Source organism: Burkholderia sp. BC1 (genome assembly GCF_052683555.1).
Genome location: NZ_JBQYLP010000202.1, coordinates 1 through 23,414, shown reverse-complemented (window position 1 = coordinate 23,414; position 23,414 = coordinate 1). Strand labels below are relative to the sequence as shown.

The 23,414-nt window shown below is 67.6% G+C and carries 18 protein-coding genes and 1 tRNA gene; 13 read left to right on the top strand and 6 right to left on the bottom strand.

Annotated elements, in window-relative coordinates; translation table 11 throughout:
- Positions 1–78 precede the first annotated feature (78 nt).
- The 3 genes from ACSHSS_RS31160 to ACSHSS_RS31150 are packed head-to-tail and all read left to right on the top strand — an operon-like array spanning position 79 to position 3,661.
- The gene (locus ACSHSS_RS31160; RefSeq protein WP_253578395.1) at positions 79–885 is read left to right on the top strand and encodes a gamma-glutamyl-gamma-aminobutyrate hydrolase family protein; all 807 of its coding nucleotides are present in this window, start codon (positions 79–81) and stop codon (positions 883–885) included.
- A 12-nt stretch (positions 886–897) separates the two neighbouring features.
- On the top strand, positions 898–2,235 hold the full coding sequence (locus ACSHSS_RS31155) for a glutamine synthetase family protein (protein ID WP_253578396.1): 1,338 nt from the start codon (positions 898–900) through the stop codon (positions 2,233–2,235).
- 28 nt (positions 2,236–2,263) lie between these two features.
- The gene (locus ACSHSS_RS31150) at positions 2,264–3,661 is read left to right on the top strand and encodes an aspartate aminotransferase family protein (protein ID WP_445546057.1); all 1,398 of its coding nucleotides are present in this window, start codon (positions 2,264–2,266) and stop codon (positions 3,659–3,661) included.
- Between the two features lie 17 nt (positions 3,662–3,678).
- Here ACSHSS_RS31150 and cysC read toward each other — a convergent pair whose 3' ends face one another.
- From cysC to ACSHSS_RS31135, 3 genes are all read right to left on the bottom strand, one after another.
- On the bottom strand, positions 3,679–4,218 hold the full coding sequence (gene cysC / locus ACSHSS_RS31145; RefSeq protein WP_445546056.1) for an adenylyl-sulfate kinase: 540 nt from the start codon (positions 4,216–4,218) through the stop codon (positions 3,679–3,681).
- 242 nt (positions 4,219–4,460) lie between these two features.
- Positions 4,461–4,535 (bottom strand) — tRNA-Val (locus ACSHSS_RS31140).
- A gap of 159 nt (positions 4,536–4,694) precedes the next feature.
- Positions 4,695–5,597, bottom strand: a complete 903-nt coding sequence (locus ACSHSS_RS31135; protein WP_105854900.1) for a LysR family transcriptional regulator — start codon at positions 5,595–5,597, stop codon at positions 4,695–4,697.
- 212 nt (positions 5,598–5,809) lie between these two features.
- On the opposite strand from ACSHSS_RS31135, the gene ACSHSS_RS31130 reads away from it, so the two are divergent.
- The 3 genes from ACSHSS_RS31130 to ACSHSS_RS31120 all read left to right on the top strand — a co-directional run bounded on the left by ACSHSS_RS31130 (position 5,810) and on the right by ACSHSS_RS31120 (position 10,304).
- Positions 5,810–7,561: an acyl-CoA dehydrogenase family protein gene (locus tag ACSHSS_RS31130; protein WP_217061382.1), complete on the top strand. Its 1,752-nt coding sequence runs from the start codon at positions 5,810–5,812 to the stop codon at positions 7,559–7,561.
- The gene (locus ACSHSS_RS31125; protein ID WP_249470574.1) at positions 7,558–8,814 is read left to right on the top strand and encodes a CaiB/BaiF CoA transferase family protein; all 1,257 of its coding nucleotides are present in this window, start codon (positions 7,558–7,560) and stop codon (positions 8,812–8,814) included. Before ACSHSS_RS31130 ends, ACSHSS_RS31125 begins: the two co-directional genes overlap by 4 nt.
- An 83-nt stretch (positions 8,815–8,897) precedes the next feature.
- On the top strand, positions 8,898–10,304 hold the full coding sequence (locus ACSHSS_RS31120; protein ID WP_445546055.1) for an MFS transporter: 1,407 nt from the start codon (positions 8,898–8,900) through the stop codon (positions 10,302–10,304).
- Between the two features lie 164 nt (positions 10,305–10,468).
- On the opposite strand, the gene ACSHSS_RS31115 is transcribed toward ACSHSS_RS31120, so the two are convergent.
- Together ACSHSS_RS31115 and argA are read right to left on the bottom strand one after the other, a co-directional pair.
- Complete coding sequence (locus tag ACSHSS_RS31115; RefSeq protein WP_006401987.1) at positions 10,469–10,744, bottom strand: oxidative damage protection protein; 276 nt, start codon at positions 10,742–10,744, stop codon at positions 10,469–10,471.
- A 49-nt stretch (positions 10,745–10,793) separates the two neighbouring features.
- Positions 10,794–12,173, bottom strand: a complete 1,380-nt coding sequence (argA, locus tag ACSHSS_RS31110) for an amino-acid N-acetyltransferase (RefSeq protein ID WP_006401986.1) — start codon at positions 12,171–12,173, stop codon at positions 10,794–10,796.
- 23 nt (positions 12,174–12,196) lie between these two features.
- Here argA and hrpA point away from each other — a divergent pair, with 23 nt between their 5' ends.
- From hrpA to ACSHSS_RS31085, 5 genes are all read left to right on the top strand, one after another.
- Entirely contained in the window at positions 12,197–16,324 is a 4,128-nt protein-coding gene (gene hrpA, locus ACSHSS_RS31105; protein WP_445546054.1) for an ATP-dependent RNA helicase HrpA, read from the top strand.
- Positions 16,325–16,497: 173 nt separating this feature from the next.
- Entirely contained in the window at positions 16,498–17,487 is a 990-nt protein-coding gene (locus ACSHSS_RS31100) for a YVTN family beta-propeller repeat protein (protein WP_445546053.1), read from the top strand.
- Positions 17,488–17,503: 16 nt separating this feature from the next.
- Entirely contained in the window at positions 17,504–18,481 is a 978-nt protein-coding gene (locus ACSHSS_RS31095) for a sterol desaturase family protein (protein WP_445546052.1), read from the top strand.
- Positions 18,482–18,590: 109 nt separating this feature from the next.
- Positions 18,591–19,418, top strand: coding sequence for an EI24 domain-containing protein (locus ACSHSS_RS31090; RefSeq protein WP_039220968.1), 828 nt, complete (start codon positions 18,591–18,593; stop codon positions 19,416–19,418).
- Positions 19,415–20,233, top strand: a complete 819-nt coding sequence (locus tag ACSHSS_RS31085; RefSeq protein WP_445546051.1) for a competence/damage-inducible protein A — start codon at positions 19,415–19,417, stop codon at positions 20,231–20,233. Before ACSHSS_RS31090 ends, ACSHSS_RS31085 begins: the two co-directional genes overlap by 4 nt.
- A gap of 120 nt (positions 20,234–20,353) precedes the next feature.
- Here ACSHSS_RS31085 and ACSHSS_RS31080 read toward each other — a convergent pair whose 3' ends face one another.
- Entirely contained in the window at positions 20,354–20,818 is a 465-nt protein-coding gene (locus tag ACSHSS_RS31080; protein ID WP_006401980.1) for a rhodanese-like domain-containing protein, read from the bottom strand.
- A 396-nt stretch (positions 20,819–21,214) separates the two neighbouring features.
- On the opposite strand from ACSHSS_RS31080, the gene glnA reads away from it, so the two are divergent.
- On the top strand, positions 21,215–22,630 hold the full coding sequence (glnA, locus tag ACSHSS_RS31075) for a type I glutamate--ammonia ligase (RefSeq protein ID WP_445546050.1): 1,416 nt from the start codon (positions 21,215–21,217) through the stop codon (positions 22,628–22,630).
- A 163-nt stretch (positions 22,631–22,793) separates the two neighbouring features.
- Positions 22,794–23,414 (top strand): histidine kinase dimerization/phospho-acceptor domain-containing protein (locus ACSHSS_RS31070; protein WP_445546049.1); only part of this gene is annotated, 621 nt, incomplete at its 3' end.

The window sequence follows — 23,414 nt, the reverse complement described above, 5'->3', positions numbered from 1 at the left end:
CGCAGGCGCGCCGGTGTCGCGTGCGCCTGCGTCGTGCCGCGTGCAGACATTCGTTGCGCAGACAACGGAGCCGCGATCATGCGCGCCCGCCCGATCGTAGCCGTCACCGCCGACCGCATCATGCGCGGTCCGCATCCGAACCATACGGCCGGCGAGAAGTACCTCGACGCGCTCGTCGACGGCGCCGGCGCGCTCGCGTTCGTGCTGCCCGCGCTCGGTGCGCGCCAGCCGCTCGACGCGATCGTCGCGGCGATCGACGGACTGCTGTTGACAGGCAGCTATTCGAACGTCGAGCCGCATCACTACGGCGGCGCGCCGAGCGCGCGCGACACCTTGCACGACCGCGCGCGCGATGCCACCGCGCTGCCGTTGATCCGCGCGGCGATCGACGCCGGCGTGCCGGTGCTCGCGATCTGCCGCGGCATGCAGGAGCTGAACGTCGCCTATGGCGGCACGCTGCATCAGCGGCTGCACGCGACGGCCGGCTTCGACGATCACCGCGAACGGCTCGACGATCCGCTCGAGCGGCAATACGGTCCCGCGCACGTCGTGCAGTTCACGCCGAACGGACTGCTGCGGCGGATCGCGCGCGGCGCGACCGACGCGCGCGTGAACTCGCTGCACGACCAGGGCATCGCGCGCATCGGCGCGGGGCTCGTCGTCGAGGCACGTGCGCTCGACGGGCTCGTCGAGGCCGTCAGCGTGCGCGGCGCGCGTGCGTTCGCGCTCGGCGTGCAATGGCATCCGGAGTGGCGCTACGCGGAGCAGCCGCTGTCGCGCGACATCTTCGCGGCATTCGGCGCGGCATGCCGCGCGCGAATGGCGCATCGCATTCATGCGTTCGGCGGCGAGTTGCCGTCGCCGAACGCGTCCGACGTCGACTGAAAGAGGCCGATCATGCAACCCGAACTGACCGAATTCCTGCGCCAGCACCGCATCACCGAGGTCGAAGCGATCATTCCCGACATGGCGGGCATCGCGCGCGGGAAGATCATTCCGCGTAACAAATTCGAATCCGGCGAGTCGATGCGACTGCCGCAGGCCGTGATGGTGCAGACCGTCACCGGCGACTATCCGGAAGACGGCACGCTGACCGGCGTGACCGATCCCGACATGGTGTGCGTGCCCGATCCGTCTACGATTTGCCTGATCCCGTGGGCCGTCGATCCGACCGCGCAGGTGATTCACGACTGCGTGCACTTCGACGGCTCGCCGGTCGAGATCTCGCCGCGCTACGTGCTGCGCCGCGTGCTCGAGCTGTACGAGCAGAAGGGGTGGCAGCCGGTCGTCGCGCCCGAGCTCGAGTTTTATCTCGTCGACATGAATGCCGATCCCGACCTGCCGCTGCGCCCGCCGGTCGGCCGCACCGGTCGCGCGGAGACGGGGCGGCAGTCGTATTCGATCGAGGCCGTCAACGAGTTCGATCCGTTGTTCGAGGACATCTACGAATACTGCGAGATGCAGGGGCTCGACATCGAGACGCTGATCCATGAGGTCGGCGCCGCGCAGATGGAGATCAACTTCGTACACGGCGACGCGCTGTCGCTTGCCGATCAGGTGTTCCTGTTCAAGCGCACCGTGCGCGAAGCGGCGCTGCGCCACAACATGTACGCGACGTTCATGGCCAAGCCGATGGAAGGCGAACCGGGCTCGGCGATGCACATCCATCAGAGCCTCGCGGATGCGCGCACCGGACGCAACCTGTTCGCCGACGAAGGCGGCGCCGTGTCGCCGATGTTCCATAGCTATCTCGCAGGGCTGCAGAAATACACGCCCGCGCTGATGCCGATCTTCGCGCCGTACATCAACTCGTATCGCCGGCTGTCGCGCTTCATGGCCGCGCCGATCAACGTGCAGTGGGGCTACGACAACCGCACGGTCGGCTTCCGGATCCCGCAGTCGAATCCGGTCGCGCGGCGTATCGAGAACCGGATTCCGGGTGTCGACTGCAACCCGTATCTCGCGCTCGCCGCGACGCTCGCGGCCGGCTATCTCGGTCTCGAGCAGCAGCTCGCGCCGACCGAGCCGATCGCCTCGGACGGCTACTCGCTGCCGTATCAGCTGCCGCGCAACCTGGAGGAGGGCATCTCGCTGATGGCCGCGTGCACGCCGCTCGCCGACATTCTCGGCGACAAGTTCGTGAAGGCGTATCTCGCGCTGAAGGAAACCGAATACGAAGCGTTCTTCCGCGTGATCAGCTCGTGGGAGCGCCGCCATCTGCTGCTGCACGTATGAGCGTGCGGCATCGTCATCCGGAGGCAACATGAACGATCGTCACGACGCACGGGCGAGCGCGCGCTCGACCGCCGAATACCGCGCGCTCGACGCCGCGCACCACATCCATCCGTTCTCCGACATGGGTGCGCTGAACCGCGCGGGCAGCCGCGTGATCGTGAAGGCCGACGGCGTCTATCTGTGGGACTCCGACGGCAACAAGATCATCGACGGCATGGCCGGGCTCTGGTGCGTGAACGTCGGCTACGGCCGCAAGGAGCTGGCCGACGCCGCCTATCGGCAACTGCAGGAGCTGCCGTTCTACAACACGTTCTTCAAGACCACGCATCCGCCGGTGATCGAACTCTCGGCAATGCTGGCCGAAGTCACGCCGCCCGGCTTCAACCACTTCTTCTATTGCAACAGCGGCTCGGAAGGCAACGACACCGTGCTGCGCGTCGTGCATCAGTACTGGCGCGTGCAGGGCAAGCCGCAGAAGAAGTACGTGATCTCGCGCAAGAACGGCTATCACGGCTCGACGATCGCGGGCGGCACGCTCGGTGGCATGGGCTACATGCACGAGCAGATGCCGTCGAAGGTCGAGCACATCGTCCATATCGATCAGCCGTATTTCTTCGGCGAAGCGCAGCCGGGCGAGACGCCCGAAGCGTTCGGCCTCGCGCGTGCGCAGCAACTGGAAGCGAAGATTCTCGAGCTCGGCGCGGAGAACGTCGCGGCATTCATCGGCGAGCCGTTCCAGGGTGCGGGCGGCGTGATCTTTCCGCCGTCGACGTACTGGCCGGAAATCCAGCGGATCTGCCGCAAGTACGACATTCTGCTCGTCGCGGACGAAGTGATCGGCGGCTTCGGCCGCACCGGCGAATGGTTCGCGCATCAGCACTTCGGCTTCGAACCCGATTTGATCACGATGGCCAAGGGGCTCACGTCGGGCTACGTGCCGATGGGCGCGGTCGGCATTCACGAGCGCGTCGCGCGGCCGATCATCGACAACGGCGAATTCAATCACGGGCTCACGTATTCGGGGCATCCGGTCGCCGCGGCGGTGGCCGTCGCGAACCTGAAGCTGCTGCGCGACGAGGGCATCGTCGAGCGCGTGAAGCAGCATACGGGGCCGTACTTTCAGCGTCGGTTGCGCGAGGCGCTCGCCGATCATCCGATCGTCGGCGAGATCGCGGGCGCGGGGCTCGTCGCCGGCGTCCAGCTCGCGTGCGATCGAGAACGACGCGTGCGGTTCGACGCCGCAATCGACGTCGGCACGATCTGCCGCGACTTCTGCTTCAGCGGCAACCTGATCATGCGCGCGACGGGCGACCGGATGCTGCTGTCGCCGCCGCTCGTGATTCGCGACGACGAGATCGATGCGCTCGTCGACAGCGCGAAGCGTGCATTCGATGCGACGGCGGAGCGCGTGCGGCGGGGCGCGTGAGCGTTGCGTCGGCGCCGTTACGCGCGCGCGAAACGCTGTTCTTCGAACGCGATGATGCGGGCGACGGAATCGGTGACGGTCAGCGCGCCGGTTTCGATCACGAGATCGGGTGAGGCCGGCACTTCGTACGGATCCGAGATGCCTGTGAACTGCGGCGTCTGGCCCGTCGTCGCCTTTGCGTAGAGGCGCTTCGGATCGCGCGCGGAGCAGGTTGCGATGTCGGTTTTCAGATAGATCTCGACGAAGCGATCGTCGCCGACGATCTCTCGGGCGCGCTGGCGATCGGCCGCATACGGCGAGATCAGCGCGACGACCGCGGTGATGCCCTGACTGTTCAGCAGCTTGGCGATTTCGGCGGTGCGCCGGCAGTTCTCGGAGCGGTCCTCGCGTCTGAAGCCCAGGTCGGGCGAGACGCCGGAGCGCAGTTCGTCGCCGTCGAGAATGCAGACCGGGATCCGGTGTTCACGAAGATGCGCGGCGATGCGTTGCGACAGCGTCGATTTGCCGGCGCCGCTGAGGCCGGTGAGCCACAGCGTATGGGAGTGGTACGAGGTCATCGTGACTGGAATGGGGACGGCGCGGTAACCTGCGTCGATTCATGGATCGACATTGTTGGCGGCCGATTCTAATCGACCATTATCAATGCGGCATTACGAATTAGTTACGGTTCGTTACAACAATGTCCGCATCGGTCGGGAGTGGGGGAGACGAGCGCAGGTGGCGATACCGCGGGAGGAGTGCGTGTGCGCCGCAAAAACGAAAAGGGCCTGCGTCGTGAAACGCAGGCCCTCGAATTCTTTGGTGGGCGGTACTGGGATCGAACCAGTGACCCCTGCCGTGTGAAGGCAGTGCTCTACCGCTGAGCTAACCGCCCAAAGAAGCTGAAATTATGTCAGAGCTTTTTGGGTTCGTAAAGCCCTTTCTGCAAATTTTTTTGAGCGCATGCGCAGGGCCGGCCGAGCTCCGGCTGCGACGCTCGTTTTGGAACGGCGCCGCACGCCGAACGCGAGGTCGCCATGCCGCAATCGGCGCGCTAACTCGCGCGTGCCGGCAGCGCATCGATCGACGCGCGCACATATTCGGCGAAGCGCAGCGCGACCGGCTCCGCGCTGCCGCTGCGCTTCAGCTCGAGCGTGCGCGATTCGAGCGACGCGTCCTTCAGCGGCCGGAACGCGAGCCGCTCGCTTTTGGCCTGCTGCAGCACGCGCGGCACGAGCGCAATGCCCATGCCGAACTCGATCATCGACAGGATCGTCTGCCACAGCCGCGCCTCGTGGCGAATCACCGGGCTGAACCCGGCGTTCACGCACTGCGCGATGATCAGATCGTGATAGTGCGGTGCGGCGTCGCGCGGAAACAGGATGAACGGTTCCACGGCGAGTGCCGCGAGCGCGATCTTTCTGCGTCGCGCGAACGGATGCGCGGCCGGCAGGCAGCAGACGAACGGCTCCGCATAGACGGGCGCCGATTCGACCTCGGGCGGAAAGCGGCCCCAGTGCGCATAGCCGAGGTCGATCTGGCCGCGCTGCACGGCCTGCACTTGCGCCTGCGTATTCATCTCGCTCAGGACGATCTCGACGCCGGGGTAATCGGCCTCGAAGCGACGTACCGCATCGGGCAGCCCGCGATAGAGCATCGAATGGACGAAGCCGATCCGCAGCCGGCCCGCGAGACCGGATGCGGACCGCACGGTCAGCCGTTCCGCTTCGGCGGCCTGCAGCAGCAGCCGGCGCGCTTCGCCGAGCAGCACTTCGCCCGCGTTGGTCAACGCGACGGCCTTGTTCGTGCGCGACAGCAGCTGCACGCCAAGCGTCTCCTCGAACTTGCGGATGTCGAAACTCAACGCCGGCTGCGAGATGAACAGGCGCTTCGCCGCGCGCCCGAAATGCAGTTCTTCGGCGACCGCCACGAAGTAACGCAACTGCCTCAGTTCCATCGTCTGTTCTCCTCGTCCGCGCGTCGATAAGCGATATCTATCGTACCGAATAAATCCTGTATTGGACGCTTATCGACCGCAGGCCTACGCTGTCCGAAACGCCTGACACCGCCGCGCCGCGATTGCCGGCCGCGCAACGGCGCCCGGTAATCGCCCAGCACGAGACCGGCTCGCGCGACACGCCGCGACGCCGGCCCACATCGGAGACGCACATGAACGACACAGCGCACACGCCGGCCGCCGGCGCGTCCAATATCCCCGACAGCCGGGGCCTCAATTTCTTCTCCGTCGATCCCGATCTCGGCGCGTTGCTGAGGCTGCATCTCGGCGATGCGCACTACACCGAACTCGAACCGCAGCTTCGCGCGCTCGGCGCGCGCGTGTCGGGCGAGCTCGATGAATGGGCGTCGCGCGCGGACAAACATCCGCCGGTGCTCGAGCATCGCAATCGGCGTGGTGAGGCCGTGCAGCGGATCGACAAGGATCCGGCATACGTCGCGCTCGAACGCGTCGCGTATTCGGAGCTCGGGCTCGCGGCGCTCAGCCATCAGCCGGACGCCGCGCCGCCGCTCGTCAAGTACGCGCTGACCTTTCTGTTCGTGCAGGCGGAATTCGGGCTGTGCTGCCCGGTCAGCATGACCGACTCGCTGACGCGCACGCTGCGCCGCTTCGGCGATCGCGAACTGGTGGCGCGCTATCTGCCGATGCTCGCATCGCGCGACTTCGACACGCTGTACCAGGGCGCGATGTTCATGACGGAGCAGGCGGCCGGCTCGGACGTCGGCCGGATCGCGACGCGCGCCGCACGCGACACCGACGCGCACGGCGACACCGTGTGGCGGCTGTACGGCGACAAATGGTTCTGCTCGAACGCCGACGCCGATCTCGCAATGGTGCTCGCGCGCCCCGACGGCGCGCCGGACGGCATCCACGGGCTCGCCTTGTTCCTGCTGCCGAAGACGCTGCCGGACGGCACGCGCAACCATTACCGGATCGTGCGGCTCAAGGACAAGCTCGGCAGCCGTTCGATGGCGAGCGGCGAGATCGTGCTCGAGGGTGCGCATGCGTATCTGATCGGCGAAATCGGGCGCGGCTTTCACCAGATGGCCGACATGATCAACATGTCGCGACTGTCGAACGGCGTGCGCGCGGCGGGGCTCATGCGGCGCGCGATGAACGAGGCACTGCACGTGGCCGCGCATCGCGAAGCGTTCGGCCGCAAGCTGATCGACATGCCGCTGATGCAGCGTCAGCTGATGAAGATGCTGCTGCCGACCGAGGCCGCGCGCACGATGTTCATGCAGATCGCGCTGCTGCTGCCGCAGGCCGATGCGGGCGACGAGCAGGCAGCGCGCTGCGTGCGGATCCTGACGCCGCTGATCAAGTTCCGCGCGTGTCGCGATGCGCGGCGCGTGACGGGCGATGCGATGGAAGTGCGTGGCGGCACCGGCTACATCGAGGAGTGGAGCGATGCGCGGCTCGTGCGCGACGCCCATCTCGGCTCGATCTGGGAAGGCACGAGCAATATCGTCGCGCTCGATGTCGCGCGCGCCGCGCGGCGTGAGCAGGCGCTCGACGCGCTGCGCACGTTCCTCGGCGACCGGCTCGGCGCGGCGCCGCTGCCCGACGCGAGCCGCGCCGCGCTGCGGCGCATTCTGGCGCGCGCCTGCGACGGGCTCGCGCGCGTCGCGGCCGACGGCGACGACGCGCGCGTGCGGCAAGCGGCTTCCGCGCTGTACTACGCGAGCGCGGCCGTGCTGATGGCGTGCGAGGGCGCGCAACTCGCGCCCGATTACCGCCGTCTCGCGCTTGCGCATCTGCTCGTGCGCCACAAGCTCCTGCCCGTCGATCCGCTCGCACCGGCGTCGCGCGACGACGAAGCCGCGGCGTTCGACGCCTTGCTGCGCGGCGCGCCGGTGTCGCTCGACGTCGCGCTCGACCTGCTGCCGGAGGTCGAGCGATGAACGCTTCGCGTGGCGCACTGGAAGGCCTGAAGGTCGTCGACCTGAGCCGCGTGCTCGGCGGCCCGTACTGCACGCAGGCGCTCGCCGACCACGGTGCGACGGTCATCAAGATCGAACCGCCCGGCGGCGACGAGACGCGCGGCTGGGGGCCGCCGTTCGCGGGCGACACCGCGTGGTACTTCTTGGGCGTGAACCGCAACAAGGAAGGGCTCGCGCTCGACCTGTCGCGCGACGAAGGGCGCACGATCCTCTGGCGGCTGCTCGAGGACGCCGACGTGCTGGTCGAGAACTTCAAGCCCGGTACGCTCGCGCGCTGGGGGATGGACTATGCACGCGATCTGCAGCCGCGCTTCCCGAGGCTGATCCACTGTGCGGTGACGGGTTTCGGCGCCGACGGGCCGCTTGGCGGCTTGCCGGGCTACGACGCGGTGATCCAGGCGATGGCAGGGCTGATGAGCGTGAACGGCGAGCGCGACGGCGACGCGACGCGCATCGGCTTGCCGATCGTCGACATGGTGACGGGCCTCAACGCGCTCGCCGGCATCCTGCTCGCGCTCGCCGAGCGCGAGAAGAGCGGGCGCGGTCAGTCGGTCGACATCGCGCTGTACGACTGCGGCGTGTCGCTGCTGCATCCGCATCTGCCGAATTTCTTCGGCTCGGCGCGCGTGCCCGAGCGCAGCGGCAACGCACATCCGAACATCGCGCCGTACGACAGCTACCGGACGGCGACCGTCCCGATCTTTCTCGCGGTCGGCAACGATCGGCAGTTCGCGCGGCTCGTCGCGCATCTCGGCGTGCCGGCGCTGGCCGACGATCCGCGCTTCGTCGACAACCGCAGCCGCTGTGCGCACCGCGCGGAATTGAAGGCCGCGCTGGAGGCGCGGCTCGCCGCACATGCGTGCGAGCCGCTCGCGCGCGACCTGATGGCCGCGGGCGTGCCGTGCGGGCCCGTGCGTACGGTCGCCGACGTCGCATGCGATCCGCATGCGCTGCACCGCAACCTGTTCGTCGAGATCGGCGCGTATCGCGGCACCGCCTCGCCGGTGAAGCTCTCGCGCACGCCGGCCACCTATCGGCGGCCGCCGCCCGCGCTCGGCAGCGATACGCGTGCGGTGCTCGATCGCCTCGGCGTCGACCCGGCGCTGCAGCAGCAACTGTTCGATGCCGGCGTGCTGAAGGACGCGTCCGACGAGCAAGCGGCCGGCGGCGAGGTGAGCGCCGAACGCGCCGCCGGCCGCGAGCCGCCCGGCTGACGAACTGCCGCCGGCCGGCGGCAATCCCGGCCGCACGGACGGCGCGCCGCGTCGCGCCGCCGACAACAAACATGGAGACATCGATGAGCGGTTCGCACACCCAACCCGCATTGTCCGCGAAGCCCGGCCGCGCCGCGTTCGCGGCGTTCGTCGGCACGACGATCGAGTGGTACGACTTCTATATCTACGGCACGGCCGCCGCGCTCGTGTTCGGCAAGGTGTTCTTTTCGAGCGACATGGATGCGGGCGTCGCGACGCTGCTCGCGTTCGTCACGTTCTGGGCCGGCTTCGCCGCGCGGCCGCTCGGCGGCATCGTGTTCGGCCATCTCGGCGACCGCGTCGGCCGCAAGACCGCACTCGTCATCACGCTCGTGATGATGGGGCTCGCGACGACCGGCATCGGCCTGCTGCCGACCTACGCGCAGATCGGCGTATGGGCGCCGGCGGGCCTCGTCGTGCTGCGCGTGCTGCAGGGCATCGCGGTCGGCGGCGAGTGGGGCGGCGCGGTGCTGATCGCGAGCGAGAACGCGCCGAAGCACAAGAGCATCCTCTACGCGGCATTCGCGCAGCAGGGCTCGCCGACCGGCAACCTGCTCGCGACGGGCGCGTTCTTCGCGCTGAGCGCGATGCCGACGCCCGATTTCCTGATGTGGGGCTGGCGCATTCCGTTCCTGCTGTCGGCGGTGCTCGTGATCGTCGGGATGGTGATCCGGCTGAAGCTCGAGGAGTCGGCCGACATGCAGCGCGTGCTCGCGCGCAAGCGGACCGTGAAGCTGCCGCTGCGCGAGGTCGTGCGCGATCACTGGGTCGTCGTGCTGCTCGCGGCCGGCACGCTGCCGGTGATCAACGTCACGTATTTCCGCAGCACGTTCGCGCTGTCGTGGGCGACGAAGGAACTCGGCTACGCGCAGGGCACCTTCCTCGGCATCCTGTCGATGTCGCTCGTCGTGCAGTTCCTGATGCAGCCGGTCGGCGCGTGGTTCGTGTCGAAGGTCGACATGCGCCGCGCGATGTGCTGGATCCTGATTCCGGAAATCGTGCTGATGCCGCTGATGTTCCACGCGGTCGGCACGGGTTCGTACTGGGTCGCGGTCGCGGGGATGTGCATCTCGACGATTCCGTCCGCAATGTTCTACGGAGCGGTCGGCGGGGTGCTCGCGCGCGTGTTTCCGGCCAACGTCCGCTATACGGGGCTGTCGCTCGCGTATCAGTTGAGTGCACTCGTCGTCGGTGGCGGCACGCCGGTGCTCGCGCAGGCAATCCTGAATTCGACCGGCAGCATCGTCGGCGTCGCGATCGCGTCGGGCATCTACGCGCTCGTGTCGCTCGTCTGCATGATCGCGCTGCTCAATCGCACCGGCCATCGCGCGGACGCGTTGTCGAGCGCCGAGCGCAGCGATGCGGCCGAATGGGCGGCCGCGCCGGCCGGCGACGCAGCGGCCCCGCGCGACGACGAGCGCGGGCTGAAGCCGGCCGGGGAAACCGCATGATCGCGCGCGGCACGGCAGGGCCGCCGCACGCTCCGCGGTATGCGCCGCGGTACGTGCCGCCGCACATGCGGCCGCGCCAATGAAAAACGGCACCGTGCGATGCACGGTGCCGCCTCGTTTCGGGCACGGGCCGCGCGCTGTGCCGCGGCCCCACCTGTCGAATGTCAGCCTTCGGTCGGCGGCACGTAGCCGGACGCCTGATCCGCGCCTTCGCCGAAGAAGTACTTCTCGGTCTGCTTCATCAGATACTGGCGCGCGCGCGGGTCGGCCATGTTCAGACGGTTTTCGTTGATCAGCATCGTCTGCTGCTTGAGCCAGCCCTGCCAGGCTTCCTTCGAGACGTTCTCGTAAATGCGCTTGCCGAGCTCGCCCGGCAGCGGCGGGAAATCGAGGCCTTCGGCTTCCTTGCCGAGCTTCGCGCATTGAATCATTCGAGCCATCGTGTACTTCTCCTGTAATCGGTCTGGGGGAGGGCAGGCGTGCCTGCGCTCAGAGCTGCTTCATCAGCACGAGCGACTTGCGCTGCCAGTTATAGAGCTTGCGGCGGTCTTCCGGCAGGTCGTCGACCGTCGCCTTGACGAAGCCGCGCTTCAGGAACCAGTGCTCGGTGCGCGTCGTGAGCACGAAGATGTGCGTGAGGCCGCGCGCCCGCGCACGCTGCTCGATGCGCTTGAGCAGCCGTTCGCCGTCGCCTGAGCCTTGCGCTTCCGGCGCGACCGTCAGGCACGCCATCTCGCCGATCTTCTCCTGCTGGTACGGATACAGCGCCGCGCAGCCGAACAGCACGCCGTCGTGCTCGATCACCGAGAAATGATCGATGTCGCGTTCGATCTGGTGGCGGCCGCGGCGCACCAGCGTGCCGTCCGTCTCGAGCGGCTCGATCAGCGACAGGATGCCGCCGACGTCGTCCGGCGTCGCCTCGCGCAGGCTCTCGAGGTTCTCGTACGAGATCATCGTGCCGACGCCGTCGTGCAGGAACAGCTCGAGCAGCATGCTGCCGTCGAGCGACTGCGGAATCAGGTGCGCACGCGTGACGCCGCCGCGGCACGCGCGGATCGAATGCTTGAGGAAGAACGCGTCGTCGCCCTGGATGTTGCCCGAGTCGAGCAGTTCGGCCGCCGCGTCGAGCGACATTTCGCGGATCAGCTCGCCCGCGTCGTCGACGATGCCGGGGCCGTCCGTCAGGAAGATGATCTTGTCCGCGCGCAGCGCGATCGCGGCGGCCGACGCGACGTCTTCCATCGACAGGTTGAACGCCTCGCCCGTCGGCGAGAAGCCGAGCGGCGACAGCAGCACGAGCTTGCGGCTCGCGAGCGAATGGCGGATCGATTCCGCGTCGATCTTGCGCACGATACCCGTGTGCGCGAAATCGACGCCGTCGAGAATGCCGACCGGCCGGGCGGTGACGAAGTTGCCCGACACGACGCTGATGTGCGCATGCGCCATCGGCGAGTTCGGCAGACCCTGGCTGATCGCGGCCTCGATGTCGAGGCGCACTTCGCCGGCCGCTTCCTTCGCCGATTCGAGTGCGCGCGCATCGGTGATCCGCAGCCCGTGCGAAAACTCCGATTCGACGCCGTGCAGGTTCAGCTGCTCCTCGACCTGCGGCCGCGAGCCGTGCACGAGCACGATCTGGATGCCCATCGCCTGCAGCAGCGCGATGTCGGACACGAGCGCGTTCAGCAGCCCCTGCTGCACCACCTCGCCGCCGAACCCCACGACGAACGTGTTGTTGCGGAACTTGTGGATATAGGGCGCGACGGAACGCATCCAGTCGACGAACTGCGCGTGCCTGAGGGCCGAATCGTCGGCGGCCGGCAGGTTCGCGTCGGCGGTCTGCGCCGGGGGGAGGTCGGTTTGGGAATTCATGGGCGGGATTATAATGCGCCCCCATGTCGAATGTACCTAAAAGTCCCGCGGCGACGCGGGCAAAAGCGCCGTCGGCCCGGCACCCGGATGGTGCGGCCGACGCGCGCGGGCAGCAGGGCCAGCCGCCGCGCCGGCAGCAGGACGAGCAGGCCGGCAAGCCGCCGCGCGCCGCACAACCGCAGGACGCGCGCACACCGCGCCGCGAACGGCCGCCGCGTGCGGCGGTCGCACCGAATCCCGTTCCGCCGATCACGTACCCGGAAAGCCTGCCCGTCTCGGGCCGGCGCGACGAGATTGCGCGCGCGATCGCCGCGCATCAGGTCGTCATCGTCAGCGGCGAAACGGGCTCGGGCAAGACCACGCAGCTGCCGAAGATCTGCCTCGAGCTGGGCCGCGGGCTCGGCGCGGGCGGCACCGGGCTGATCGGCCATACGCAGCCGCGCCGGCTCGCCGCATCGTCGACCGGCCGCCGGATCGCCGAGGAGCTCGGCACGCCGTTCGGCGAAGTGGTCGGCTACAAGGTGCGCTTTACCGACAATCTCGCGCCGGGCGCGTCCGTGAAGCTGATGACGGACGGCATCCTGCTCGCCGAGACGCAGACCGACCCGCTGCTGAAGGCGTACGACACGCTGATCATCGACGAGGCGCACGAACGCAGCCTGAACATCGATTTCCTGCTCGGCTATCTGAAGGAGATCCTGCCGAAGCGGCCGGACCTGAAGCTGATCGTCACGTCCGCGACGATCGACGCCGATCGCTTCGCGCGCCATTTCGGCAGCGACGCGCACCCGGCGCCCGTGATCGAGGTCAGCGGGCGGCTGTATCCGGTCGAGGTGCGCTATCGCCCGGTGGCCGAGGATCGGCCGGCCGTCAAGCATGCGGAAGGCACCGCGAGCCGCGACCGCGTGAAGACCGCGCGCGAGGCCGAGCGCGACCTGATGGACGCGATCGTCGACGCGGTCGACGAGCTGTGCCGCGAAGGTCCCGGCGACGTGCTCGTGTTCCTGCCCGGCGAGCGCGAGATCCGCGAGGCGGCCGAGGCGCTGCGCAAGCACCATCCGCCGCATACCGAGATCCTGCCGCTGTTCGCGCGGCTGTCGGCGGCCGATCAGGACAAGGTGTTCAAGCCGTCGAACGCGCGCCGGATCGTGCTCGCGACGAACGTCGCGGAGACCTCGCTGACGGTGCCCGGCATCCGCTACGTCGTCGACACGGGCCTCGCGCGCGTGAAGCGCTATTCGTACCGGAACAAGGTCGAGCAGCTGCAGGTCGAGCCGATCTCGCAGGCGGCCGCGAACCAGCGCGCGGGCCGCTGCGGCCGCGTCGCGGACGGCATCTGCATCCGCCTGTACGACGAAAGCGACTTCCAGGCGCGCGCGCGCTTCACCGATCCCGAGATCCTGCGCTCGTCGCTCGCCTCGGTGATCCTGCGGATGAAGTCGCTGCACCTGACGGCGATCGAGTCGTTCCCGTTCCTCGAGCCGCCGCCCGGGCGTGCGATCGCGGACGGCTATCAGTTGCTGAACGAACTCGGCGCGGTCGACGACGACAACGCGCTGACGCCGCTCGGCCGCGAACTCGCGCGGCTGCCGCTCGATCCGCGCGTCGGCCGGATGATCCTGGCCGCATGCGACCAGCAGTCGCTGCGCGAGGTGCTGATCATCGCGAGCGCGCTGTCGGTGCAGGACCCGCGCGACCGCCCGATCGACGCGCAGGAGCAGGCCGACCAGGCACATCGGCGCTTTGCCGACGAGCGCTCGGAATTCCTGCAGTGGCTGAAGATCTGGGCGTGGTTCGAGGAAGCGGTCGCGCACAAGAAGTCGAACCGGCAGCTCGTCGACGCATGCCGGCAGAACTTCCTGTCGCATCTGCGGCTGCGCGAATGGCGCGACGTGCATTCGCAGCTGCTGACGGTCGTGCGCGAACACGGCTGGCGGCTCAACGAATCGGAGGCGACGTACGAGCAGGTGCATCTGGCCCTGTTGACGGGCCTGCTCGGCAACCTCGGCCTGAAGGCCGACGACGATCCGCACTATCTCGGTGCGCGCGGGATCAAGTTCTACCTGTGGCCGGGCTCCGCGCTCGCGAAGAAGGCCGGCCGCTGGGTGATGGCGGCCGAACTCGTCGAGACGAGCCGGCTGTACGCGCGCTGCCTCGCGAAGATCGAGCCCGAATGGGTCGAGAAGGTCGGCGCGCATCTGCTGAAGAAGTCGCTGTCGGAGCCGCACTGGGAGAAGCGCCCGGCGCAGGTCAGCGCGTTCGAGCGCGCGACGTTGTACGGGCTGCCGATCTACCATCGGCGACGCGTCGCGTTCGGCAGGCAGGACCCGGCACGCGCGCGCGAGCTGTTCATTCGCGGCGCGCTCGTCGACGGCGAGTTCGACACGAAGCTGCCGTTCTTCGCGCACAACCGCAAGCTGCTCGCCGACATCGAGCAGCTCGAGCACAAGTCGCGCCGGCAGGACGTGCTCGTCGACGACGAGCTGATCTACGCGTTCTACGACCACGCGATTCCGGCGGGCATCCATACGGGCGCCGCGTTCGAGCGCTGGTATCGCGACGAAGTGAAAAAGAGCGGCCAGCCGGACGACAAGCTGCGCCTGCTGTACCTGTCGCGCGACGACCTGATGCGTCACGAGGCGGCCGGCGTGACGACCGAGCTGTTCCCGAAGCGCGCGACGATGGCGGGCGTCGAGATGGCGCTGACCTACCATTTCGAGCCGGGCTCGCCGCGCGACGGCGTGACGCTCGCGGTGCCGCTGTACGCGCTGAACCAGGTCGATGCGCGCCGCTGCGAGTGGCTGGTGCCGGGGATGCTGAAGGAGAAGGTGCAGCTGCTGCTGAAGTCGCTGCCGCAGAAGCTGCGTCGCCATTGCGTGCCGCTGCCCGACTACGCGGCCGGCTTCGTCGAACGCACGGGCCGCGAGCGCTTCGGCGCGGGCGGTCTCGTCGAAGCGCTGATCGCCGACGTGCGCGAGCAGACGCAGGTCGCGATGAAAGCGGCCGACTTCAAGCTCGAGACGTTGCCCGCGCACCTGTTCATGAATTTCAAGGTGATCGACGAGCACGGCCGCCAGCTCGCGATGGGGCGCAATCTCGCGCAGCTTCGACAGGAACTCGGCGCGCAGGCGCAGCAGCAGTTCCAGAAGATCGCGGCGGCGTCGACGATCGCGGTCGGCGCGGATGGCGACGGCGGCGCGGCGGCGGGCGCGCCCGCCGGCAAGGACGGCCGCGGCGCGAAGGGCGGCAAGGCCGTCGCCCCGCAGACGCTCGCCGCGCCCGAGCCGGGCGCGACCGCGCTGTACGAGAACCTGACGACATGGAACTTCGGCAAGCTGCCCGAACTGCTGGAGATCCGGCGGCGCGGCCAGACGCTGTACGGCTATCCGGCGCTCGTCGATCGCGGCACGCACTGCGACGTCGAGGTGTTCGATTCGCCCGAGGAAGCCGCGCGGATCCACCGCGCGGGGCTGCGCCGGCTGTTCGCGCTGCAGCTGAAGGAGCCGATCAAGTATCTCGAGAAGAACCTGCCGGGCCTGCGCGAGATGGCGATGCAGTACATGTCGCTCGGCACGCAGGACGAACTGCGCGACCAGCTGATCGATACGGCGCTCGATCGCGCGTGCCTGCAGGACCCGCTGCCGGACGACGACGCGAGCTTTCATGCGCGGCGCGACGAGGGCCGCAGCCGGCTGAACCTGCTCGCGCAGGAAATCGCGCGGCTCGTCGGGCAGATCCTCACCGAATACGCGGGCGTCGTGAAGAAGCTCGCGCAGGCGAAGCCGTTCGCGCAGGCGCACGCGGACCTGCAGCAGCAGCTGTCGGCGCTGATCGGCAAGCGTTTCGTGATCGACACGCCTTACGCGCAGCTCGTGCATTTCCCGCGCTACCTGAAGGGCATCGCGCTGCGGATCGACAAGCTGAAGGCCGATCCGGCCCGCGACGCGAAGCAGCTCGGCGAACTGCAGCCGCTCGTCCAGCAGTACCAGCGCGCGGTGTCGCAGCGCGGCGGCGTCGTCGATCCGCGCCTGGCCGAATTCCGCTGGCTGCTCGAGGAATTGCGCATTTCGCTGTTCGCGCAGGAACTGCGCACGCCGATGCCGGTCTCTGTCAAGCGGCTGTACAAGGTCTGGGAATCGATGCAGCGTTAGCGCGGCAGCGTTTCCGGCGCGATACCGTCGGCGCGGCCGGCCGTATCGCGCGGCGCGCGCCGGCGCGACTGCGGCGGCGTGCGTCGAAGTGGCGCAATAAGACCGGGCGCCGGTCAACCGGCCGGGCCGGTCGGCCGTTTTACAATGACGGTTGTCCCACGACGTGAGTCTTCATGCGCAATTTCATTTCCCTCGGCCGCACGCTCGCGCTGGCCGCCGCCGTGCTGGCGCCCGCCGCGCACGCGAATAACGTGATCGTCCTCAATTCGGCCGAAGCCACGCTTTCCCTGATCGATCAGCAGACCCGCGAAGTCGTCGGCACGATGCCGACCGGCAAGGAACCGCACCATCTGATGGCATCGCCCGACAATTCGTCGCTGATCGTCGCAAATTCGGTCTCGAACAGCCTGATGTTCCTCGATCCGAAGACGGGCAAGCTGCAGCGCACCGTCGAGGGCATCGACGATCCGTACCAGCTCGGCTTCTCGCCCGACCGCAAATGGTTCGCGGCGGCCGGCCTGCGGCTCGACCGCGTCGATATCTACACGTACGACGGCCGCGACCTGCATCTCGCGAAGCGCGTGCCGCTCGCGGTGATGCCGAGCCACCTCGCGTTCACGAAGGACAGCAAGACGCTGCTCGTGTCGCTGCAGGTGTCCGGCGAGATTGCGGCGATCGACCTGCCGACGCAGACGGTCAAGTGGAAGATGAAGGTCGGCAAGGTGCCGGCCGGGCTCTGGCTGACGCCCGACGACAAGTACCTGCTCGTCGGCATGACGGGCGCCGACTACGTCGCGGTCGTCGACTGGCGCAACCAGAAGGTCGTCAAGCAGATCTACACCGGCAAGGGCGCGCACAACTTCCGCTCGCTCGCCGACGGCACGCACGTCGCGGTCACCAACCGCGTCGCGAATACGATCAGCATCATCGACGAGAACACGCTGACCAACGTCGGCGACATCACGGGGCTGCTGCCGGGCCCGGACGACATGGAACTGTCGGCCGACAAGAAGACGCTGTGGGTGACGTTCCGCTTCGCGAAGAAGGTCGGGATCATCGATCTCGCGTCGCGCAAGCTCGTGCAGACGATCGCGGTCGGCCGCTCGCCGCACGGCATCTACTTCTACGACCGTGCGCCGTGGAAGGCGGCGAACGGCGCGTGACGGACGGGGGCGCAACATGCTGCATCTGATCGACGCGTTCGTCTCGGACATCCAGACCTGGCTGTACGTCGACGTCGTGCAGCCGCTCCTCTTCAAGTTCAACCTGATGGACTATGACGAGGACACCTACGACGCGCTGTACTGGGTGATCATCGGCGCGCTGCAGATGGTGCTGATGTTCGTGCTGCTGCGCCCGCTCGAGGCGCTGCGGCCGGTCGAGCGGTGGAACGACCGCAAGGCGGTGCGCGTCGACGTGATCTATACGGCGATCGCGAAGCTCGGCATCTATTCGCTGTTCTTCTTCTTCGCGCTGCAGCCGCTGTTCGACCGCTTCCAGGCCTGGCTGCGGCTGCACGGCATCGCGAACTTCAATCTCGACTATCTGTGGCCGGGCGTCACGTCGCAGCCGATCGTCGCGTTCGCGATCTACCTCGTCGTGCTCGACTTCGCCGGCTACTGGTATCACCGCTGGCAGCACAAGTTCGGCGTCTGGTGGGAGCTGCACGCCGTGCACCACAGTCAGCGGCAGATGTCGCTCTGGTGCGACGATCGCAACCACCTGCTCGACGACGTGATCCAGTCGTGCTTCTTCGCGGCGATCGCGCTCGTGATCGGCGTGACGCCGTCGCAGTTCGTCGTGCTCACGGCCGTCACGAACTTCCTGCAGAGCATTCAGCACACGAATGCGCGCCTGTCGTACGGCCGGATCGGCGAGCGGCTGCTCGTCAGCCCGACCTTCCATCGCCGTCATCACGCGGTCGGCTACGGGCACGAAGGCACGAAGTACGGCTGCAACTTCGGCGTGCTGTTTCCGTGGTGGGACATGATGTTCGGCACGGCGTCGTGGAACCGCACGGTCGAGCCGACCGGCATCCGCGAGCAGGTCGAAGGCGTGTCGTACGGCGACGGCTTCTGGGCGCAGCACGGCCTCGCGTTCGCGCGGATCTTCCGCCGCCTGTTCCCCGCCAAGCGCGGCGTGGCGTCGTCGGTCTGATCGGCCCGTCCCGCTTGACTCTTCCGCTCGCACGGCCCGCCTGCGCTTTGGCGCAGGCGGGCCGTGTGGTTTATCCTTTCCCCGTTTTTCTTCGTCGATACAGGCTCGCATGAACGACTTGCTGCGCTCCTTCGTCCGCGCACTGGCGAGCGCGTTGCACCCGCGCATGCTGTGGCTCACCCTGATGCCGTTCGTCGTATCGGCGCTGCTATGGGGCGTCGTGCTCTGGTTCTCGTGGCAGACGCTCGTCGACGCCGCGCGCGGCGCGCTCGACGGCTTCGTGCTGACCGCCGCGCTGTACCGCGCGTTCGACGCGATCGGGATGTCGCAGCTGCATGCGGTCGTCGCGCCGTTCGTCGTCGTGTCGCTCGCGATCCCGCTGATCGTGCTGACCGTGCTGCTGCTGATCGCGTCGATCTCGATGCCGGTCGTCGTCAAGCATCTGTCGAACCGACAGTTCGCCGCGCTGGAGGCGAAGCGCGGCGGCACCTTCTTCGGCAGCGTGTTCAATTCGCTCGGCGCGGCGATCGTCGGCGTCGTGCTGCTGATCGTCACGATCCCGCTGTGGCTGATCCCGCCGTTCTTCGCGCTCCTGCCGCCCGTGATCTGGGGCTGGCTCACGTACCGCGTGATGACCTACGACGCGCTCGCGCTGCATGCGAGCCGCGACGAGCGCCGCGCGCTCGTGCGGCGCCATCGCTGGCCGCTGATCGGCATCGGCATTGCGACCGGGCTGCTCGGCACCGTTCCGACCTTCGTGTGGGTGTCGTCGGTCTGGATGATGGTGCTGTTTCCGTTCGTCGCGGCGGCGATGATCTGGGTTTACGCTTTCATTCTCGTCTTCTCCGCGCTGTGGTTCGGGCACTACTGCCTGCGCGCGCTCGAAGACCTGCGCGCGGCATCGCGCGCGACCACCATCGACATGGGGCACGCATGAGCATCGGCATCATCATCATCGGCGACGAAATCCTTTCCGGCCGCCGGCAGGACAAGCATCTGGCCAAGGTCATCGAGCTGCTCGGCGCGCGCGGTCTCGCGCTCGACTGGGCCGAATACGTCGGCGACGATCCGGCGCGCATCACCGCGACGCTCAAGCGCGCGATCGCCTCGGGCGACATCGTGTTCTCGACGGGCGGCATCGGCGCGACGCCGGACGACCATACGCGCCAGTGCGCGGCGGCGGCGCTCGGCGTGCCGCTCGAACTGCATCCGGAGGCGAAGGCGCTGATCGCCGAGCGGATCCGCGAAACGCATGCCGATCCCGACCGTCCGGTGGACTTCGACTCGCCGGAGAACCGCCATCGCTTCAACATGGGCGTGTTCCCGGTCGGCGCGACGATCATCCCGAACGGCTACAACCGGATTCCGGGCTTTTCGGTCGGCGATCTGCATTTCGTGCCGGGCTTTCCGGTGATGGCGTGGCCGATGATCGAATGGGTGCTCGACACGAAGTACGCGCACCTGCATCACGCGACGCCGCACGAGGAGCGCTCGCTGTACGTGTTCGAACTGCCGGAATCGACGCTGACGCCGCTGATGGAGAAGATCGAACGCGACTTTCCCGGCGTGCGCGTGTTCAGCCTGCCGAGCGTCGGCGACGCGGAGCGCGGCGGCATCTATGCGCGCCGCCATATCGACCTCGGCGTCAAGGGCGAGCCGGAAGCAGTCGCGGCCGCGTTCGTGAAACTGCGCGAGGGCGTGCATCTGCTCGGCGGCGACATCGTCGAGCCGGCCACCGTGCCGCGTACCTGATCGCGGCGGCCGTCACGCGGCCGGCCAGCGGCGCAGGGCCGCGTAGGGCCGCGCAGGGCGACCCGTCATCGGCATGTCATCGCGCGGCTCGACGATGATGCGATCGGCGGCGGCGTGCGGTCAGGCGCCGATCCACGGCAGCTTGCGGAAGCACCAGCCGTCGACCGTCTTGCGATGGCCTTCGGCGTCCTTCGCGCCTTCGAAGCCTTCGAGCAGATCGAAGGCCTTGCGGAAGCCGGCCTGCGCGGCTGCGACGGCGGCGAGCTTCGAGCGCGCGGCGCTGCGGCACAGGAACAGCACCGGCGTGTCGGGCGACACGGCGGCGCGCAGTTCGTCGAGGAATTCGGTGTTCGGCACGCCGCCCGGGTAGCGCGACCATTCGACGTGCAGATACTGGCCGTCGCCGACGAGCGGCCGGCCGATCCAGTCGAGTTCCGCACGCGTGCGCACGTCGACGAGGCGCGCGGACGGATCGAGCTGCAGCAGTTCGAAGGCCTCGGCCGGCAGCAGTGCGCCGGCGTAGTTGAGCGAGCCTTGCGCGCGGCGTTCGTCGGCCTTCGCGTAAAGCTGTTCGAGCGTACTCATGGCGGGAGTCTCCGTATCGGTCAAACGAGCATTCTAGCGCCGCCGCGCGGCGCGGGCTTCTCTCGGCAAGCGCCCGCGTACCGCACACACGCGCTCACCAAAAAGGTGCAGAATGGCGCGCGTGCACCAAAACGAAACGCGCGGATGCGCGTAACGCGGTTGTTGCACTTATGCGGTGCATCGACGCCACGCAATACGGCCGGCGACGCCCCGCAACTGCGCAGCGGCGCCCCGGCGCAGCAAGCCTCTGCGCGAATCGCATGCGAAGGGCATATGCTGGCACGGAAGCTGCTTTAAAGAATTCGGTCGAATCGGGGCGCTGCGCACGGGCCCGATCAGCTCGATAAACGAGGCGGTTCCCAGTCCGCCGGAATTGTTCAATCAGGAGAAGAGGTTATGAGTAAAACCGTCGCCGACGTCATGCAGCTCGTGAAGGACGAGGACGTCAAGTTTGTCGATTTCCGCTTCACGGATACGCGCGGCAAGGAGCAGCACGTGTCGGTGCCGGTTTCGGCGTTTGACGAAGACAAGTTCGAAAGCGGCCATGCGTTCGACGGCTCGTCGATCGCGGGCTGGAAGGGCATCGAGGCGTCGGACATGCTGCTCATGCCGGATCCGAGCGCTGCGTTCATCGACCCGTTCTACGAAGAGTCGACGCTCGTGCTGACCTGCGACGTGGTCGAGCCGGCGGACGGCAAGGGCTACGAGCGCGACCCGCGTTCGCTCGCGAAGCGCGCGGAAGCGTACCTGAAAAGCACGGGCCTCGGCGACACCGCGTACTTCGGTCCGGAGCCGGAATTCTTCATCTTCGACTCGGTCCAGTGGAACACGGACATGTCGGGCTGCTTCGTGAAGATCAACTCGGAAGAAGCGCCGTGGTCGGCCGGCAAGGAATTCGAAGGCGGCAACACGGGCCACCGTCCGGGCACGAAGGGCGGCTACTTCCCGGTCGCTCCGGTCGACACGTTCCAGGACATGCGTTCGGAAATGTGCCTGCTGCTCGAACAGCTCGGCATTCCGGTCGAAGTGCACCACCATGAAGTGGCAGGCCAGGGCCAGAACGAAATCGGCACGAAGTTCTCGACGCTCGTGCAGCGCGCCGACTGGACGCAATGGTCGAAGTACATCATCCACAACGTCGCGCACTCGTACGGCAAGACGGCGACGTTCATGCCGAAGCCGGTCGTCGGCGACAACGGTTCGGGCATGCACGTTCACCAGTCGATCTGGAAGGACGGCCAGAACCTGTTCGCGGGCAACGGCTATGCCGGCCTGTCGGAATTCGCGCTGTTCTACATCGGCGGGATCATCAAGCACGCCCGCGCGCTGAACGCGATCACGAACCCGACGACGAACTCGTACAAGCGTCTGGTGCCGCACTTCGAGGCGCCGGTCAAGCTCGCGTACTCGGCACGCAACCGTTCGGCCTCGATCCGCATTCCGCACGTGTCGAACCCGAAGGGCCGCCGTATCGAAACGCGCTTCCCGGATCCGATGGCGAACCCGTACCTCTGCTTCTCGGCGCTGATGATGGCCGGCCTGGACGGCGTGCAGAACAAGATCCATCCGGGCGAAGCAGCGGACAAGAACCTGTACGACCTGCCGCCGGAAGAGGATGTAAAGATCCCGACCGTCTGCGCGGGCCTCGATCAGGCGCTCGAAGCGCTCGACAAGGATCGCGAGTTCCTGACGCGCGGCGGCGTGTTCACGGACGGCATGATCGACGCGTACCTCGCGCTGAAGGAGCAGGAGCTGGCGAAGTTCCGCATGACGACGCATCCGATCGAGTTCGAGATGTACTACTCGCTGTAATCGGCGATGGCGCTTCGATTCAGCGCCGTCATGCCGATTCGTTCCCGTCGCGCGGTTCGCGGCGGGGACGGCGGAGTCTGAAAAGGGGACGGCGCCCAGCCGTCCCTTTTTTGTTCGCGACTGGACGAATCTTTGGCGCGGCAACGCGCGACACGCACGCACGATGGTTCTGAAGAATCTGATCAAGGCGAAGACGGGGCAGCCCGAGCAATTGACCGACGACGAGCGGCTCGCCCGTTCCGGCCTGCTCGCCGGGCTCGAGGCGCTGCCGACGGTCGTGCTCGTGCTCGACCGCAAGACGCTCAGGATCGCGTTCGCGAATCCGTCCGCGGAGGCGATGCTCGACATCTCGCGCCGCCAGCTCGCGCAGCGGCCGTGGGGCGAGATTTTCCCGAACGCGAACGAGCTCGCCTCGACGATCACCGCGATCGGCGAGGAGCGCTTTCACGCGACGCATCTGGACACCGTGCTCGACCGGCCCGGCCACGAACTGCTGCACGTGCATGCGATCGTCGGCTTTCTCGAGAGCGCGCCCGATTTCGTGCTCGTCGAATTGTTCGAGAACGAGCGGCAGTCGCGCACCGATCGCGAGGAGCGCATTCACGACCTGACCGCGGTCAACAAGCAGCTGATCCGCAATCTCGCGCACGAGATCAAGAACCCGCTCGGCGGCATCCGCGGGGCCGCGCAACTGCTCGAATTCGAGCTCGGCGAGCGCGAACGCGGCGAGCTGCGCGAATACACGCAGGTGATCATCAAGGAGTCCGATCGCCTGCAGTCGTTT